At 72.8% G+C, this 17,517-nt stretch carries 10 protein-coding genes; 7 read left to right on the top strand and 3 right to left on the bottom strand.

Annotated features, from left to right (window positions below; all coding sequences use genetic code 11):
* Positions 1–6: 6 nt before the first annotated feature.
* From O1G22_RS24850 to O1G22_RS24865, 4 genes are all read left to right on the top strand, one after another.
* The gene (locus O1G22_RS24850; RefSeq protein WP_270083342.1) at positions 7–3,297 is read left to right on the top strand and encodes an SUKH-4 family immunity protein; all 3,291 of its coding nucleotides are present in this window, start codon (positions 7–9) and stop codon (positions 3,295–3,297) included.
* Positions 3,298–3,363: 66 nt separating this feature from the next.
* Positions 3,364–4,287: an RNA polymerase subunit sigma-70 gene (locus tag O1G22_RS24855; RefSeq protein ID WP_270083343.1), complete on the top strand. Its 924-nt coding sequence runs from the start codon at positions 3,364–3,366 to the stop codon at positions 4,285–4,287.
* Positions 4,288–4,507: 220 nt separating this feature from the next.
* A complete protein-coding gene (locus O1G22_RS24860; protein ID WP_270083344.1) occupies positions 4,508–4,825 on the top strand; it encodes an EthD family reductase in 318 nt (105 codons plus the stop codon).
* Between the two features lie 173 nt (positions 4,826–4,998).
* Entirely contained in the window at positions 4,999–5,871 is an 873-nt protein-coding gene (locus tag O1G22_RS24865; RefSeq protein ID WP_270086527.1) for a cellulose-binding protein, read from the top strand.
* A 24-nt stretch (positions 5,872–5,895) separates the two neighbouring features.
* Here O1G22_RS24865 and O1G22_RS24870 read toward each other — a convergent pair whose 3' ends face one another.
* The 3 genes from O1G22_RS24870 to O1G22_RS24880 all read right to left on the bottom strand — a co-directional run bounded on the left by O1G22_RS24870 (position 5,896) and on the right by O1G22_RS24880 (position 9,691).
* Positions 5,896–7,539, bottom strand: a complete 1,644-nt coding sequence (locus O1G22_RS24870) for a sodium/solute symporter (RefSeq protein WP_270083345.1) — start codon at positions 7,537–7,539, stop codon at positions 5,896–5,898.
* The gene (locus O1G22_RS24875; RefSeq protein WP_270083346.1) at positions 7,536–7,940 is read right to left on the bottom strand and encodes a DUF485 domain-containing protein; all 405 of its coding nucleotides are present in this window, start codon (positions 7,938–7,940) and stop codon (positions 7,536–7,538) included. Before O1G22_RS24875 ends, O1G22_RS24870 begins: the two co-directional genes overlap by 4 nt.
* A gap of 233 nt (positions 7,941–8,173) precedes the next feature.
* Positions 8,174–9,691 carry an MFS transporter gene (locus O1G22_RS24880; protein WP_270083347.1) on the bottom strand — a complete coding sequence of 506 codons (1,518 nt, stop codon included), beginning with the start codon at positions 9,689–9,691 and terminating at the stop codon, positions 8,174–8,176.
* A 540-nt stretch (positions 9,692–10,231) separates the two neighbouring features.
* On the opposite strand from O1G22_RS24880, the gene O1G22_RS24885 reads away from it, so the two are divergent.
* The 3 genes from O1G22_RS24885 (at position 10,232) to mfd (ending at position 17,514) form a co-directional block, all read left to right on the top strand.
* Positions 10,232–11,020: an ABC transporter ATP-binding protein gene (locus O1G22_RS24885; protein WP_225099119.1), complete on the top strand. Its 789-nt coding sequence runs from the start codon at positions 10,232–10,234 to the stop codon at positions 11,018–11,020.
* Complete coding sequence (locus tag O1G22_RS24890; protein ID WP_270083348.1) at positions 11,017–13,599, top strand: ABC transporter permease; 2,583 nt, start codon at positions 11,017–11,019, stop codon at positions 13,597–13,599. The genes O1G22_RS24885 and O1G22_RS24890 overlap by 4 nt, the downstream gene beginning before the upstream one ends.
* A gap of 381 nt (positions 13,600–13,980) precedes the next feature.
* Entirely contained in the window at positions 13,981–17,514 is a 3,534-nt protein-coding gene (mfd, locus tag O1G22_RS24895; RefSeq protein WP_270083349.1) for a transcription-repair coupling factor, read from the top strand.
* Positions 17,515–17,517 lie beyond the last annotated feature (3 nt).

Consider the following 17,517-nt stretch of genomic DNA (forward strand, 5'->3'; position numbering starts at 1 on the left):
CAGGCGATGGTGACTTACGCGCAGGCGCAGGAGCGCGCCGAGGAGTGGATCAACGGCGATGTGCCGGCGTACCAGCATCGTGAGGTGCGGGTGCGGGAGTTCGAGCTGGGTTTCGTGGTGTGGGGCGAGGACCGGGCGGAGGGTCCGCGTTCGGACGCGGGTGCGCAGCGGCTCGTCATCGCGCGGGACAGCGGGGAGGCGACGCTGTGGCCGGCGTTGCCGGTGGGTGAGGTGATCCGCCGGTTCGAGGAGGAGTACGGCGGTCCTGACGGCCCGCAGGACGCGTCTCCGGCACCGGCGCCCGCCCGGGTCGACCTGAACCAGACGTCCTTCCTGCTGACTCCTCCGGAGTGGCTGCAGGAGGCGGCGGACAAGCTGGGCATCGGGGAGCGGCGGCCGCAGGGGCTGCAGGGGTCGGCGGGGTCGGAGGGTGAGTCCGGTGCGGGCGCGGGCGCGAGTGCGGGTGTTGGCGCCGGGGGTGTGAACTCCGGTGCGGGCGCTGGTGTCGGTGCGGGAGGCGTGAGTTCTGGTGCGGGCGCCGGTGCCGGCGCGGTGGCTTCGTCCGGCGCGGGTGCGGTGGGTTCGGGTGCCGGTGGCGGTGGGCTTGCGGAGACGCAGGCCGGGGTGCCGGCGGGGGGGCCAGGTGTGCCCGGCGTGCCCGGGGCGCCCGCTTCCGGGGACGCGCGTCCGGTGGGTGTTCCGGCGGCGGATGTGCCGGTGGGCGCCACGCCGTGGGCTGGTACGGACACGAACGCGGACTCCGGCGACGACGACCGTTCCGTGCCGTTGCCCGCGACGGTGTTCGCGCCCCCGCTGAGCGATCCCGACGAGGCTCCCCGGCCGCCGGTGTCCACGCCGGAGGCGAAGACGGCGCTGATGTCGGGAGGCAGCCAGCTGCCGCCGACGGCGGTCGCACCGGCGCTGGACGCGTCCCAGCTGCCGGGTGTGCAGGGCGGTCAGTCCGCCCCGGGTGGCGCGCCGGGGGCACCCGGTGTCGCGTACGCGCCGGGCGCGCCTGGGGCACTCGGGGCGCCTGCGGCTCCTGCCGCGCCGGGCATGCCGGGTGTGCCGCCGGGCAGCACGCCTCCGCCTGCGCCGGCGGGTGTACCCCCGTACGGCTATCCGCAGGCGCCGGGCGCTCCTGGCACGCCTCCGGCGGGCGTACCCGGCTACCCGTCGGCGTCCGGCGCTCCGCTCCCGCCGCCCGCCACGCCGGGCGCGCCGGGCGTGCAGGGTGTGCCGCCGGGCAGCGCGCCTCCGCCTTCGTCGCCGGGTGTACCCCCGTACGGCTATCCGCAGGCGCCGGGCGCTCCTGGCACGCCTCCGGCGGGCGTACCCGGCTACCCGTCGGCGTCCGGCGCCCCTCTCCCGCCCCCCGCCACGCCGGGCGCGCCGGGCGTGCCGCCGGGCAGCGCGCCTCCGCCCGCGCCTCCGGGCGCCCCTTCGTACGGCTATCCGCAGGGGGCTCCGGGGTACGGCTACCCGCAGGCGCCGGGCGGTGCGCCGAACGCGCCGCAGGCTCCGGCGGACCCGGGTACGTCCGGGCGGCCGCTCGCGTCGAACGCCGGGGACATCGCGGACGCCGCGACGAGCAAGGCGGCACCGCCACCGAAGAGGGCGCGCGGTGGGGCGGGTGCGCCGCCTCCGCCGCCGGGTGCCCCTGGTACGCCGGGCGCGCGGCCGGGTGGTGCGACGCCGCCGCCCGCGCCGGGTGCGTCGGCGGGCGCGTACGTGCCGACGCAGCTCGCGTCGGCGCTCGGGCCGGAGGGGCTTGCGGGGCCGGGCGTTCCGGGTGCACCTGGTGCGCCGGCCGGCCCGGGGAGTGCGGGCGGGGCGCAGGCGCCGGGTGCTCCGGGCGCCCCCAATCCGCCTGCCGCGCCTCCGGGGAACGTGCACCAGGCGGCCACGATGCTTGCCGATCCCAGTCAGTTGGGCGGGGGCGCCCCCCAGCCGCCGGGCGCCCCGGGCTTTCCGGGTACGCCGGGCGCGCAGTCCGGTCCGGGCGCCCCGGGCATGCCTCCCGTACCCGGGGCCCCCGCGGTTCCGGGCGCTCCGGGCATGCCTCCCGCGCCTGGCGCGCCGCAGCCTCCGGGTGCCCCTGGGGCTCCCGGGGCGCCGGGTGGTGGCCGGGGTGCCGTGCACCATGCGGAGACCATGCTGGCCGCGCCGCCGGTGGCGGGCCCGGGCGCGCCTCCTCCGCCGCCCGCCCCGGGCGCACTCGGTGCTCCGGGCGCTCCCGGTATGCCTCCGGGTGCTCCGCAGCCGATGCCGCCGGGCGCGCCTGCGCCGGGGCAGCCGGCGTACGGGTATCCGCAGCAGGGGCAGCCGACGGTGGGCCCTGGCTATCAGGCGGTGCTGCGCTATCGCGCGCAGGACGGCTCGGAGCAGCAGCTGATCCGGCGTTCGGCGCCGGGTACGCCGCACCCGGAGTGGCAGATCTTCCATGAGCTGCGGGCGATGAACGTGCCGCCGGACCAGGTGCTGGAGCTGCACACGGAGCTGGAGTCGTGCGAGCTGCCGGGTGCCTACTGCGCGCGGATGATCCGGGAGCAGTGGCCGCAGGCGCGGATCGCGAGTATCGCGCCGTACGGCACGGACCATGCGAGCCGGCAGCAGGGGATGCAGCAGTTGCTGGCGCACCAGGGCGAGTTGCACCAGGTGGCGGACGGGCCAGCGCGGCCCGCGCCGGTGCGTGCGCCGTTGCCGCCGGTGCAGGCCGCGCCGCCCGTGCCGCCGGAGGGCATCGCGCAGGAGCTGGCGGCGGCGTTCGGGCCGGGGGTCTTCCGGTTCGAGCAGCAGGCGGTGTCGCGGCAGGGAGTGCCGCCGGTCGTGGCGCACACGCTGGTCGTGGCCGGCCTGCCGGTGGACATGGGCCCGTTCTTCTGGGCGCAGGCCCAGCCGGGCCGTCCGGTGCCGACGCTGGCGGAGCTGGCGGCCGAGCGCGGGGTGCAGCCGGCGGCGGACGCGGGCTCGTACCTGGTGATGGGCACCGACTTCGGCAAGGCGATCTGTGTGCAGTACGGCACGGCGAACATCGTGGCCGTCCCCGTGGAGGCGGGGCCGGGCGGTGCTCCGGTGCCGCCGCAGTTCGTGAACACCGGGCTGCCGGAGTTCGCGCGCTGCCTGGCGCTGCTCGGCCGGATGTGGCGGCTGAGGTTCGGGCTGAACCAGGAGCAGGCGGGCCGTTGGACCGTCGACTTCCAGGCGCAGCTGGCCGCGCTGGACCCGGCGGCGCTCGGTTCGCCCGAGAGCTGGTGGTCGGTGCTGCTGGAGCAGATGTGGGACGGGCTGCTGTAGCGCGCGCCGCCCGGGTGCGAGCGCTTCATGCCCTTCACGCGCGTGCGTGAAGGGCATGATGGTCGGGTGGACTTCGAGTCGTACCGGGGTGAACTGCTCGCCTACTGCTACCGCATGCTGGGCTCGTTCCACGAGGCCGAGGACCTGACACAGGAGACGATGCTGCGGGCCTGGAAGGCCCGCGGCCGGTACGACCCGGCTCGCGCGTCCGTGCGGACCTGGCTGTACCGCATTGCGGCCAACGCCTGTCTGAACGCCCTGGAGAGCCGTGCGCGCCGCCCCTTGCCGTCCGGGCTGGGGGCGCCCTCCGACGATCCCGGGGCGCCGCTGACGCCGGCGCTCGACGTGCCCTGGCTGGAGCCGTTCCCGGAGGCGCGGTTCGACGTGGAGGCGCGCGGGGATCTGCGGCTGGCGCTGGTGGCGGCGCTGCAGTGGCTGCCGGCGCGGCAGCGGGCCGTGCTGGTGCTGCGCGAGGTGCTGGAGTTCTCGGCCGCCGAGGTCGCCGAGCAGCTGGGCATGTCGGTGGCGGCCGTGAACAGCGCGTTGCAGCGGGCGCGCGCTGCCCTCGCGCGCGGGGGCGTGATCGGGGAGGTCGGCGAGCCGGACGATCCCGGGGTGCGGGCGGTGGTGCTTCGTTACGTGCGCGCTTTCGAGGCGGCCGATGTGCCGGCGCTGGTACGGCTGCTCACCGAGGACGTGGTCCTGGAGATGCCGCCGGTGCCGCTGTGGTACCGGGGCCGGCGGGACTACGGCCTGTTCATGGAGCGGGTGTTCGCGCTGCGCGGGACGGGCTGGCGTGTGGAGCGTACGGCGGCCAACGGCCAACCGGCGCTCGCGGCGTACGTGCCGGAGTCCGGCGGCGGCCACCGTCGGCACACCGTCCAGGTGCTGACGGTCGCCGGCGGCCGGGTCGCGCGCAATGTGGTGTTCGCAGACCCGCGCGTACTGTCCGCGTTCGCGTCCCCTGCCCCTGCGGCCGGCGCACTCTGAACTGGTCTCCCCTGGAGTGATGAGTCCGGGCGGTGTCACCGGTAGGTACCGGTGAGCAACCGAGAGAAGGGACCGTTGCCGTGCGTGTCGTCGTCACCGAGTTCATCACCCTGGAAAGTGTCGTGTCCGGCCCGGACGGGAGTCCGCCGGCCGGGTCGGAGTGTCTGTCGGCCGAACGGGTGGGGGCTGCTGTCCTCACGCGGTACGGGAGGGCGGCACGATGACCGCGCGTTTCCTCGCCCTGTACGAGTCCCCGGCCGACCCCGAGGCGTTCGACCGGCACTACCGGGAGGTGCATATCCCGCTCGGCCGTCGGCTGCCCGGACTGAGCCGCTACACGCTGGGCCGGGAGACGGTGGCGGTGCGCGGAGGCGGGCCGTACCACCTGGTCGCCGCGCTGGAGTGGGACTCCCTGGACGATCTGCGCGCGGCGTTCGCCTCCCCGGAGGGGCGTGCGACGGCTGAGGACGCGGCGCGTCTGGCGGAGCTCGCGCCCGTTCGCAGCGTGATCATCACTGGTGAGGAGGAGGTGCTGTAGCCGCCGTACCCGCCACACCGATCGCGAAGTGCAGGAGTTCATACGTGACGTGACTGCGGAGTGTCGCGTTATGAACGCTTACGCCCGATCCATCAAGATGTGCGCGAAATCATCCCGTCGTGTATGTCGTGAATGTCCGGTGGAGAGGGGTCCCCAGGGTGAGCAGTGCATCGATGCCGCCGCACGGCTTCGTGACCGTTCGGGGGCGCGGCTACCGCCCCGATCAGGTGGACGCCTTCATGCGGGCGCTGTCGCATGACCGGGACGCCGCGTGGGAGCGCGCCGCGCGGCTGACCGTGCTCGCCCGGGACATGGAGGCGGAGGCCGTGCGGATGCGCGAGGTCGTCGCCCAGCTCGCACCACAGGAGTACGAGACGCTCGGGGAGCCTGCGCGGCGCTTGTTCCAGCTCGTGCAGGAAGAGGCGGCGGATCTCCGTGAGCGCACGCGGCGCGAAGCGCGCGAGCAGGTCGCGCAGGCCGAGGCGCGCGCCGAGAGCTTGCGTCGGGAGGCGTGCGAAGCCGCGGACGCGCTCGGCGCGGAAGCCGACGAACGCGCCCGTCAGTGCCTTCTCGCAGCGCGCGCCGAGGCCGACGACATCCGCATCGGCGCCCGGCGCGAAGTGAAAGAAGGGCGCACAGAGGCGCTCGCGGCGTTGCGCGAAGTACGGCAGCGCACCACCGGCATGCTCTCCGAGCATTCCCGGGAGCATGCCGAGCGGTGGGCCGAGTTCGAGCGTGAGGAGGCCGAGCGGGCCGCCGCGCTGGACGCCCGGCACGCCGAGCGGGTGAGCAGGGCCGAGACGGCGCTGTCCGAGGCCAAGCGGGCTTTCGGGGAGGCCGAGGAGGCGGCGCGGCGCATCCAGGAGGAGGCACGCGCGCGTGCCGTCGAGATCATCGCCGGCGCGCGCGTGCGCGAGGAGCACATCGCCCGCGAGACGGAACGGGTGCTGCGCGAGCACGGGGAGACCTGGGACGACGTACGGGCGCAGATGGATCACGTCCGCAGCAGCCTGATCTCGCTGACGGGCAGGGCGGCCCTGGAGTAGCGTCCGGGCCGCCCGGTACGCCCCTCAACTCCCCATGCGCACCACCCCCGCCAGGATCCACCCCTCCACCGCCTCGTACTGGCGCCGCTGTTGCTCCGCCTTCGCCCGGCCGGAGGCCAGCGTGCCGAGCCAGCCGAAGAGGAAACCGGCCGGGATGGAGACGATGCCGGTCGTGGTGAACGGGAACCAGTTGAAGTCGGCGTGCGGGAAGGCCGCGAGGGGTGAGCCGGAGACCAGATTGGTGCCCGGCATGAGCAGCAGCACGGTCAGCGTGCCCCCGATCAGCGTGGCCAGCAGCCCGCCGCGGGTGTAACGGCGCCAGAAGAGGCCGTAGACCAGGGCGGGCGCGATGGCCGAGGCGCCCAGGCAGAAGGAGAGCGTCACCAGGGGCTGCAGGCTGTGGTGCTGCACCAGCGTGGCGAGCAGGATCGTCGGCACGCCTATGGCGAGCGCCGACACGCGCGCGAGGGCCATCTCGCGCCGGGGCGGCATCTCCCGCATGTGCGCGGCGAAGACGTCGTGGGCGAGGGAGTTGGCGCAGGCGAGGATCATCCCGGCCACCGAGGCGAGCAGGGTCAGGAAGATCGCGGTGGTGACCATGGTGAACAGGAGGGTCTGCGCGGTCGACACGTCCGCGCCGAACGCCGCCCGGGAGCCCAGCAGATACGCGGTGTTGCCCTGGGGATCGGCGCCGGCGATCGCCGTACGACCGACCAGGGCGGTGGCCCCGACGCCGACGACCGTGATGACCAGGACGAACACGGCGGCGATCGACACGGCCCAGGACATCGAGCGGCGCACCTGGCGGGCGCTGGAGGCGGTGTACATGCGCATGGTGACGTGCGGCAGACAGCCGCCGCCGAGCACGACGGTCAGCTCGGAGGCGATCATGTCGAGACGGGACCGGGCCGACGTGCCGAACTCCAGGCCGGAATGCAGGAACGCGGGCCCGGCGCCGCTCTGCCGCGCGGCGGCGGAGAACAGGGCGCCCGGGTCCCAGTCGAAGCGGTGCAGGATCAGAACGGCGACCACGGTGCCCGAACCGACCAGCATCACGATCTTCAGGATCTGGATGAGGGCGGTGCCCTTCATGCCGCCGATCGCCGCGTAGGCGATCATCAGGGCGCCCAGTCCGACGACGCACGCCGTCTTCAGCGACTCGTCGGAGAAGCCCAGGATGAACGCCATCAACTGGCCGGTCCCGGCGAGCTGGACCAGCATCAGCGGCAGCAGCGCGGCGATCGTCACCGCGCACGCCGTGATGCGCACACCGCGGCCCGGCAGCCGGCGGGCGAGCACGTCGCCCATGGTGAACCGGCCCGCGTTGCGCAGCGGTTCGGCCAGCAGGAACATCAGCAGCATCAGCGACAGCGCCGTACTGAGGGCGAGGACGATCCCGTCGTAGCCGCACAGGGCGATCACGCCGCCGGTGCCGAGGACGGTGGCGGCGGAGATGTAGTCGCCGGCGATGGCGAGGCCGTTGCGCAGCGGGGACAGGGAGCCGTAGCCGGTGTAGAACGCGTCGAGGTCGTCGCGGTCGGGGCCGGTCATCACGCACAGCAGCAGGGTCACCGTGGCGACGGTGGAGAAGGCGACCAGGGACATGGACTGGGCTCCGGCGCTGAATCCGGTGGAGCCCCAGACGGCCGGCGAGGCGGCGGCGGTCATCGCAGCGCTCCGCGCCGGGCGTCCAGTTCGGCCTCCGCGCGGATGCGGTCCGCGAGCGGATCGACGTGCACGCGCGCGGTGTGCTCGTACAGGGCGATCGCGAGCCAGGTGACGGGGAGCTGGAGCAGGGCGAGCAGCAGGCCGGCCGGGACACCGTCGGCGACCGTGCGCGTCATGACGCCGGGCGCGCACGCGGACAGGACGAGGAACAGGGTGAAGTAGCCGAGCGCGGTGAGTGTGGCGATGCGCCGCTGCCGGCGGTAGGCGCCGCGCAGGACGCGCAGATCGCCGTGGTGGCCGACGGGTTCGCGGGGCGGGCGGCGGTGGGTGCGCGGCGGTTCGGGCGGCGGGGGCTGCCAGGGGTAGGTGAGATGCGGGGGATGCGGCGGGTCGTAGGTCATCCCGGGGCTCCTTGCGTGGCTCGGGTCCGTGGCGGCGGACCGCAGGGAGGTGGGGGGTGGGCGGAGCCACGCACGCTACTCGCGGGTACCGGGGCCGCGCTGCGTTTTCACCGAACTGGCCGGTCGGTATGCGCTTACTACGTCAAAACGCCGCCCCGCCCGGGGTGTTACCCGCGTTAACCAGGCCTTTTGTGCACCCCGGCCCGCTCCACTCGCGGCACGCGCGCGCGTGCTCACTCGCTCCGCACCGGGAAGCGGCGCGGAGCCAGCAGGAGCAGCACCAGGAAGGCCAGGGCCGCCGCGCCGGCCGCGCCGAGGTACACCGCGTGCACCGCGCCGGCGATCGCGCGCCGCGTCGCCTCAGGGGCCGTACCGGCGTCCAACGCGCGCGTGACGGAGTCCAGGTCGCCCGCGCCGCCGAGGCGCGCCGCCAGCACCCCGTTGGCGACCGCGCCGAACAGCGAGGCGCCCAGGGTCTGTCCGGTCTGCCGGCAGAACAGCACCGACGCGGTCGTGGTGCCCCGCTCCGACCAGCCCACCGTCGACTGCACGCCGACGATCAGCGGCAGCTGGAACAGGCCCAGCGCGCCGCCCAGCAGCAGCATCAGCAGCGTCGGCTGCCACCACGACCCCGGATACGGCAGGAACGGGAACGCGAACAGGATCAGCGCCGCGAGACCGATGCCGAGCAGCGCGGTGTCGCGGAAGCCGATGCGCCGGTAGACGTGCTGGCTGAGCGCCGCCGACACCGGCCAGCTCAGCGTCCACACCGACAGCACGAAACCGGCGGCCACGGGCGCGAGTCCGAGCACCGACTGGGCGTACGTCGGCAGGAACACGCTCGGCGCCACCATCAGCAGCCCGAGCGCGCCGAGCGCCAGATTGACGGCCGCGATCGTCCGGCGCCGCCACACCCACCCCGGGATGATCGGCTGCGCCGCCCGCCGCTCCACCCACACCACCACCCCGGCCAACGCCAGGCCCGTGGCGAACAGCGCCAGGGACGGCGCCGACAGCCACGGCCAGGCGACCCCGCCCTGCACCAGCGCGGTCAGCAGCACCCCGCCGGCCGCGAACACCGCGAGCGCGCCGGCCCAGTCCACGCGCGCGCGTGCCGTGTCGTTCCCGGGGTTCTCCGGCAGCTCCCGTGCGGGCTCGTGCAGATGACGGACGACCAGCCACAGCGCGGCGGCCCCGATCGGCAGGTTGACCAGGAAGATCCAGCGCCAGTCGGCGTACGCGGCGAGCACTCCGCCGAGCCCCGGCCCGGCGACCGCCGACACCGCCCACACCGTGGACAGCTTCGACTGGATCTTGGGGCGTTCCTCCAGCGTGTACAGATCGGCGGCCAAGGTCTGCACGGTGCCCTGCAACGCGCCGCCGCCCAGGCCCTGGACGACCCGGAACGCGATCAGCGCCGCCATGTTCCAGGCCGCCGCGCACAGCAGCGAACCCAGCAGGAACACGGCCGCGCCCACCACCAGCACCGGCTTGCGGCCGAAGGTGTCGGACAGCTTGCCGTAGACGGGCAGCGAGACGGTCACGGCGAGCAGATAGCCGGAGAACAGCCAGGAGAAGACGGAGAATCCGCCGAGGTCGCCGACGATCTGCGGTACGGCCGTGGAGACGATGGTGGAGTCGAGCGCCGCCAGTGCCATCGCCAGCATCAGCGCGGCGACGACCGCTCCGCGCCGCCGGGTGTCCTGCCGCCGGTCGGCGCCGCCGCGTATCGCGGGTGTCGTACTCCCCACCGCACATCCCTCCCCATGCTTCCCGGAACTCCCGGGCTCCGGGCTTCCGGACTCCCCGGCTCCCTGCCGGAACCTACCCCGTGCCCCTTGCAGCTATCTGCGCCCCGAAAGCCTGCCACGAGCAGCGGCACTTGGCCCGCCCGTCGCCCGACCACCACCCCTCGACGGCGCGCTTCGCGCGGCACCTTCTGGATTGCGACGGGAGGGTGGAGGCTCGGGGCGTCGAAGGGTGGAGGCGACCCCGAGGCGGGCTCCGCCCCGGGGTGGAGGACCCCTAGGGGTGTCTCCGTACCAGGTCCCGGGGCGGGTTCGTTCCGGCGGAGGAGGAGACCGCCCCGGGGTGGTCCTTAACCTGGCTTTACGCCGCTGGGGGGCGGCTACCGCACCGCAGGGGGTGGGGTTTTCCCCAGGGCAAGACGGGGCTTCGCACCAGCGCGCGACACCCCCGCCGACCGCCAGACTCATCGACACCGGACCAGGCGCCACCGCGGCGCACCGGGCACCACCCATCGACCTGTCAACCGACATAGGAGACATACCGTGACATCGGCTGTGACCATTCCCAGGCACGGGGGCACTGGAGGGACTACGGCCGTTGCCGCGCGGGCGCGGCAGGTCGTGAAGGCCTACGGGTCGGGGGAGACCCGTGTCGTCGCCCTCGACCAGGTCGACGTGGACATCGCCCGCGGCCAGTTCACCGCGATCATGGGCCCCTCGGGGTCCGGCAAGTCCACCCTGATGCACTGCCTCGCCGGCCTCGACACCGTCACCTCCGGGCAGATCTACCTGGACGAGACCGAGATCACCGGCCTGAAGGACAAGAAGCTCACCCAGCTGCGCCGGGACCGGATCGGCTTCATCTTCCAGGCGTTCAACCTGCTGCCGACGCTGAACGCGCTGGAGAACATCACGCTGCCCATGGACATTGCGGGCCGCAAGCCCGACAAGGCGTGGCTGGACCGCGTGGTGGAGACCGTCGGTCTCGCCGGGCGGCTCAAGCACCGGCCGACCCAGCTCTCCGGCGGACAGCAGCAGCGTGTCGCCGTGGCCCGCGCGCTCGCCGCCCGCCCGGAGATCATCTTCGGGGACGAGCCGACCGGAAACCTCGACTCGCGCGCGGGGGCGGAGGTTCTCGGCTTCCTGCGCCGCTCGGTGGACGAACTCGGCCAGACCATCGTGATGGTCACGCACGACCCGGTGGCCGCCTCCTACGCGGACCGCGTGCTGTACCTCGCCGACGGCCGGATCGTCGACGAGATGTACCAGCCGACGGCCGATCAGGTCCTGGACCGCATGAAAGACTTCGACGCCCGGGGGCGTACGTCATGACCGTCCTGAAGACCTCGATGCGCAACTTCTTCGCGCACAAGGGCCGGATGGCGCTGTCGGCGGTCGCGGTCCTGCTGTCGGTGGCGTTCGTGTGCGGCACGCTGGTGTTCACCGACACCATGAACACCACGTTCGACAAGCTGTTCCAGGCCACGTCGTCGGACGTGACGGTCAGCGCGAAGGGCTCCTCCGACACCGGCGAGACGGTCTCCCGCACCGGCAAGCCGCCGGTGATGCCCGCCTCCGTGGTCGGCACGGTCCGCGGCACCAAGGGCGTCCGGTCCGCCGAGGGCACGGTGTTCTCCACCTCGGTCACCGTGATCGACGCCAAGAAGGACAAACTCTCGCCGAGCAGCGGCGCCCCGACCATCGTGGGCAGCTGGAACGGCAACGACGCCCGCACCATGAAGGTCACCTCCGGTACGACGCCGAAGGGCCCGGACCAGGTCATGGTCGACGAGGACACCGCCGACAAGCACCACCTGAAGATCGGTGACGACATCGGCATCATCTCGGTCGTCGGCACCCACCACGCGCGCGTGTCCGGCATCGCCGCCTTCAAGGTCACCAACCCCGGCGCGGCCATCTTCTACCTCGACACCACGACCGCCCAGCAGACCCTGGTCGGACAGACCGGCGTGTACACCAACGTCAACGTCACCGCCGCGCACGGGGTGACCGACGACCAGCTGAAGAAGGACGTCACGGCCGCCCTCGGCCACGGCTACAAGGTGCAGACCGCCAAGGAGGTCGCCGACGCCAACCAGAAGAGCGTCGAGAGCTTCCTGAACGTCATGAAGTACGCGATGCTCGGCTTCGCCGGGATCGCCTTCCTCGTCGGCATCTTCCTGATCATCAACACCTTCTCCATGCTGGTCGCCCAGCGCACCCGCGAGATCGGCCTGATGCGTGCCATCGGCTCGTCCCGCAAACAGGTCAACCGGTCCGTGCTGGTCGAGGCCCTGCTGCTCGGCGTCCTCGGCTCCGTCCTCGGTGTCGGCGCGGGCGTCGGCATCGCGGTCGGCCTGATGAAACTCATGGGCAGCATGGGCATGCACCTGTCGACCGACGACCTGACGATCGCCTGGACGACCCCCGTCGTGGGCCTGCTGCTCGGCGTGATCGTCACCGTCCTCGCCGCCTACCTGCCCGCCCGGCGCGCCGGCAAGATCTCCCCGATGGCCGCTCTGCGCGACGCGGGCGCCCCGGCCGACGCCAGGGCCGGCGCGGTCCGGGCCGTGCTCGGCCTGCTGCTCACCGGCGCCGGCGGCTGGAGCCTGTACGTCGCCGCCACCGCCGACAAGGCCAAGGCCGGCTCCGGCTGGCTGGGCCTGGGGGTGGTCCTCACACTGATCGGGTTCGTGGTCATCGGCCCGCTGCTCGCGGGCGGCCTGGTCCGCGTCCTCGGCGCGGTCCTGCTGCGGATCTTCGGTCCGGTCGGGCGGATGGCCGAGCGCAACGCGCTGCGCAACCCGCGCCGCACCGGCGCCACCGGCGCGGCCCTGATGATCGGCCTGGCCCTGGTGGCCTGCCTGTCGGTGGTCGGCTCCTCCATGGTCGCCTCCGCCACCGACCAGCTCGACAAGACCGTCGGCACGGACTTCATCATCCAGGCGGACAACGGCCAGCGTGTCGTACCGCAGGCGGTCCGGCTCATCAAGGACAACCCGGCGCTCGCACGGGTCACCGAGTACAAGCCGACCCAGGCCGACTTCACCACGCCGGACGGTCAGACGCTCAAGGACACCGACATCACCGCGGCCGACCCGACCTACGCGACCGACCTGCGCAAGAAGACCGTCGCCGGGAACCTCAAGGACGCCTACCTGCCCGACTCGATGTCCGTCCACGAGAAGTTCGCCAAGGCCCACGGCATCCACCTCGGTTCGAAGATCACCGTGGCGTTCAAGGACGGCGCCACCGCCCACCTCACGGTCCGGGCGATCACCAGCAGCGACGACGTGATCGACCAGGGCGCCAAGTACACGTCGATCACCACACTCGCGAAGTACGTCCCGGCCGCGAAGATGCCGCTCGACGAGCTGGTCTTCGCCACCGCCGAGGACGGACAGCAGGCCGCCGCGTACAAGGCCCTGAAGTCGGCCCTGCACGACGACTACCCGCAGCTCACCGTGCGTGACCAGACCGACTACAAGAAGGCGCTGAAGGACCAGATCGGCCAGCTGCTGAACATGATCTACGGTCTGCTGGCGCTCGCGATCATCGTGGCGGTCCTGGGCGTGGTCAACACCCTGGCCCTGTCGGTGGTCGAGCGGACCCGGGAGATCGGCCTCATGCGGGCCATCGGACTCTCCCGCCGCCAGCTGCGCCGCATGATCCGCCTGGAGTCCGTGGTGATCGCCCTCTTCGGCGCCCTGCTCGGCCTCGGCCTGGGCATGGGCTGGGGCGCGACCGCTCAGAAACTCCTCGCGCTGCAGGGCCTGAAGATCCTGGAGATCCCCTGGCCGACGATCATCACGGTCTTCGTCGGCTCGGCCTTCGTGGGCCTGTTCGCCGCCCTGATCCCGGCGTTCCGGGCAGGCCGGATGAACGTGCTGAACGCGATCGCGACGGATTAGCGGCGCAAGCCTGGCCGACGGCTCCTGTACGGGGCGTGCGGCCGACGACCACCGCATACGGGGGTTGCGGGGGAAAGGCCCGGTGCCGGGGAGTCCTGGGGGACTTCCCGGCACCGGGTTTCTCGGCTGCTGCACTTCTTGGCCGACAGTTTCGGGATGCGGGTCCCCCTGCGAGCGCAGCCGAGCGTGGGGAGGGTGGACATGGGCCGGGGGTTCAGGGGGCGGAGCCCCCTGGAAGGCCCGCTGCGGCACCGGGCACCGGAGAGCGGAGTTGTCCACAGGCTCCGATGCGAGCCCCGACGGAGTCGTACGCTGGACACCCCCGGCCGTTCACCCGCGCCGGGCGCCTTGCGTTGCCCACCCCTCGGACGGAAAGCCCACATGAGCCTGCACGGTCTGCTCGACGCCGTCGTCAAGGACCCCGCCCTCGCGGAAGCGACCAAGGCGGCCGGGGACGGCAACCGCATGCACATCGACCTGGTCGGCCCCCCGGCGGCCCGCCCCTTCGCGGTCGCCGCCCTCGCCCGCGAGACCGGCCGCCCCGTGCTCGCGGTGACCGCGACCGGCCGCGAGGCCGAGGACCTGGCCGCGGCCCTGCGCTCCCTGCTGCCCCCCGAGGGCGTGGCGGAGTACCCCTCCTGGGAGACCCTCCCGCACGAGCGGCTCAGCCCGCGCAGCGACACCGTCGGCCGGCGCCTCGCCGTCCTGCGCCGCCTCGCTCACCCGAGCCCCGACGACCCCGAGACCGGCCCGGTCTCCGTCGTCGTCGCCCCCGTGCGCTCCGTGCTCCAACCGCAGGTCAAGGGCCTCGGCGACCTGGAACCGGTGTCCCTGAAGACCGGGCAGACGGCTGACCTGAACGACGTCGTGGAGGCCCTCGCGGCCGCCGCCTACGCGCGCGTGGAGCTCGTCGAGAAGCGCGGCGAGTTCGCCGTGCGCGGCGGCATCCTCGACGTGTTCCCGCCCACCGAGGAACACCCGCTGCGTGTGGAGTTCTGGGGCGACGACGTCGAGGAGATCCGCTACTTCAAGGTCGCCGACCAGCGCTCCCTCGAAGTCGCCGAGCACGGCCTGTGGGCCCCGCCGTGCCGCGAGCTGCTGCTCACCGACGACGTCCGCGCACGCGCGCGTGCCCTCGCCGAGGAGCACCCTGAGCTGGGCGAACTCCTGAACAAGATCGCCGAGGGCATCGCGGTCGAGGGCATGGAGTCCCTCGCCCCGGTCCTGGTCGACGACATGGAGCTGCTGCTCGACGTCCTGCCCAAGGGCGCCATGGCCGTCGTCTGCGACCCGGAGCGGGTCCGCACGCGCGCGGCCGACCTCGTGGCCACCTCCCAGGAGTTCCTCCAGGCCTCCTGGGCGGCCACCGCCGGCGGCGGCGAGGCCCCGATCGACGTCGGCGCGGCCTCCCTGTGGTCCATCGCCGACATCCGCGACCGCGCGCGCGAGCTGGACATGATGTGGTGGTCCGTCTCGCCGTTCGCCGCTGACACGACGGGCGACGCGGACACCCTCAAGCTCGGCATGCACGCGCCCGAGAGCTACCGCGGCGACACCGCGCGGGCGCTCGCCGACACCAAGGGCTGGCTCGCCGACGGCTGGCGCGCGGTGTTCGTCACCGAGGGCCATGGCCCGGCCGCCCGCACGGTGGAGGTGCTCGGCGGCGAGGGCATCGCCGCCCGCCTCGACGCCGACCTGGTCGAACCGACCCCCTCGGTGGTGCACGTCTCCTGCGGCTCGATCGAGTACGGCTTCGTGGACCCGGGTCTGAAGCTCGCCGTGCTCACCGAGACCGACCTGTCCGGCCAGCGCACCGCGGGCCGCGAGGGCGCGCGGATGCCGGCCCGCCGCCGCAAGACCATCGACCCGCTCAGCCTGGAGTCCGGCGACTACATCGTCCATGAACAGCACGGCGTCGGCCGCTACATCGAGATGGTGCAGCGCACCGTCCAGGGCGCCACCCGTGAGTACCTGGTCGTGGAGTACGCGCCCGCCAAGCGCGGCCAGCCCGGCGACCGGCTGTACATCCCGACCGACCAGCTGGAGCAGATCACCAAGTACGTCGGCGGCGAGGCACCCACCCTGCACCGCCTGGGCGGCGCGGACTGGACGAAGACCAAGGCACGCGCGAAGAAGGCCGTCAAGGAGATCGCCGCCGACCTGATCAAGCTCTACAGCGCGCGCATGGCGGCCCCCGGACACACCTTCGGCCCGGACACCCCCTGGCAGCGCGAGCTGGAGGACGCCTTCCCGTACGCGGAGACCCCGGACCAGCTCACCACCATCGCCGAGGTCAAGGAGGACATGGAGAAGTCGGTCCCCATGGACCGCCTGATCTGCGGCGACGTCGGCTACGGCAAGACCGAGATCGCGGTGCGGGCCGCCTTCAAGGCCGTACAGGACGGCAAGCAGGTCGCCGTCCTCGTGCCGACGACGCTGCTGGTGCAGCAGCACTTCGGGACGTTCTCCGAGCGGTACGGCCAGTTCCCGGTCAACGTCAGGGCCCTGTCCCGCTTCCAGACCGACACCGAGGCGAAGGCCGTCCTGGAGGGCCTGAAGGACGGCGCGGTGGACGTCGTCATTGGTACCCACCGGCTGTTCTCCTCCGAGACCAGGTTCAAGGACCTCGGCCTGGTCATCGTGGACGAGGAGCAGCGCTTCGGCGTCGAGCACAAGGAGCAGCTGAAGAAGCTCCGCGCCAACGTCGACGTGCTGACCATGTCGGCCACGCCCATCCCGCGCACCCTGGAGATGGCGGTCACCGGCATCCGCGAGATGTCCACGATCACCACGCCCCCGGAGGAGCGCCACCCGGTACTCACCTTCGTCGGACCGTACGAGGAGCGGCAGATCGGCGCCGCCATCCGGCGTGAACTGCTGCGCGAGGGCCAGGTCTTCTACATCCACAACCGGGTCGAGTCCATCGACAGAGCCGCGGCCCGACTCCGCGAGATCGTCCCCGAGGCACGCATCGCCACCGCGCACGGCCAGATGTCGGAGCAGGCGCTGGAGCAGGTCGTCGTCGACTTCTGGGAGAAGAGGTTCGACGTGCTCGTCTCGACCACGATCGTCGAGTCCGGCATCGACATCTCCAACGCCAACACGCTCATCGTGGAGCGTGGTGACACCTTCGGGCTGTCCCAGCTGCACCAGCTGCGCGGCCGCGTCGGCCGAGGGCGTGAGCGCGGATACGCGTACTTCCTGTACCCGCCGGAGAAGCCGCTCACCGAGACCGCGCACGAGCGGCTCGCCACCATCGCCCAGCACACCGAGATGGGCGCCGGCATGTACGTGGCGATGAAGGACCTGGAGATCCGCGGCGCCGGCAACCTGCTCGGCGGCGAGCAGTCCGGCCACATCGCGGGCGTCGGCTTCGACCTGTACGTCCGCATGGTCGGCGAGGCGGTCGCCGACTACCGGCGACAGCTGGAGACCGGCGAGATCGAGGAGGAGACGCCGCTCGAAGTCAAGATCGAGCTGCCCGTCGACGCGCACGTCCCGCACGACTACGCCCCCGGCGAGCGCCTGCGTCTGCAGGCCTACCGCGCCATCGCCTCCGCCAACTCCGAGGAGGACATCAAGGCCGTCCGCGAGGAACTCACCGACCGCTACGGCAAGCTGCCCGAGCCGGTGGAGAACCTGCTGCTGGTGGCCGGGCTGCGGATGCTCGCGCGCGCGTGCGGCGTCGGCGAGATCGTCCTGCAGGGCACCAACATCCGCTTCGCGCCGGTCGAGTTGCGCGAGTCGCAGGAGCTGCGGGTCAAGCGCCTGTACCCGGGCACGGTCATCAAGCCGGCCGTGCACCAGATCCTGGTCCCGCGCCCGAAGACCGCGAAGGTCGGCGGCAAGCCGCTGGTCGGCCGCGAACTGCTGGGCTGGGTCGGCGAGTTCCTCGCCTCGATCCTGGGGTCGTAGGAG

The organism is Streptomyces camelliae, assembly GCF_027625935.1.
Lineage (GTDB): Bacteria > Actinomycetota > Actinomycetes > Streptomycetales > Streptomycetaceae > Streptomyces > Streptomyces camelliae.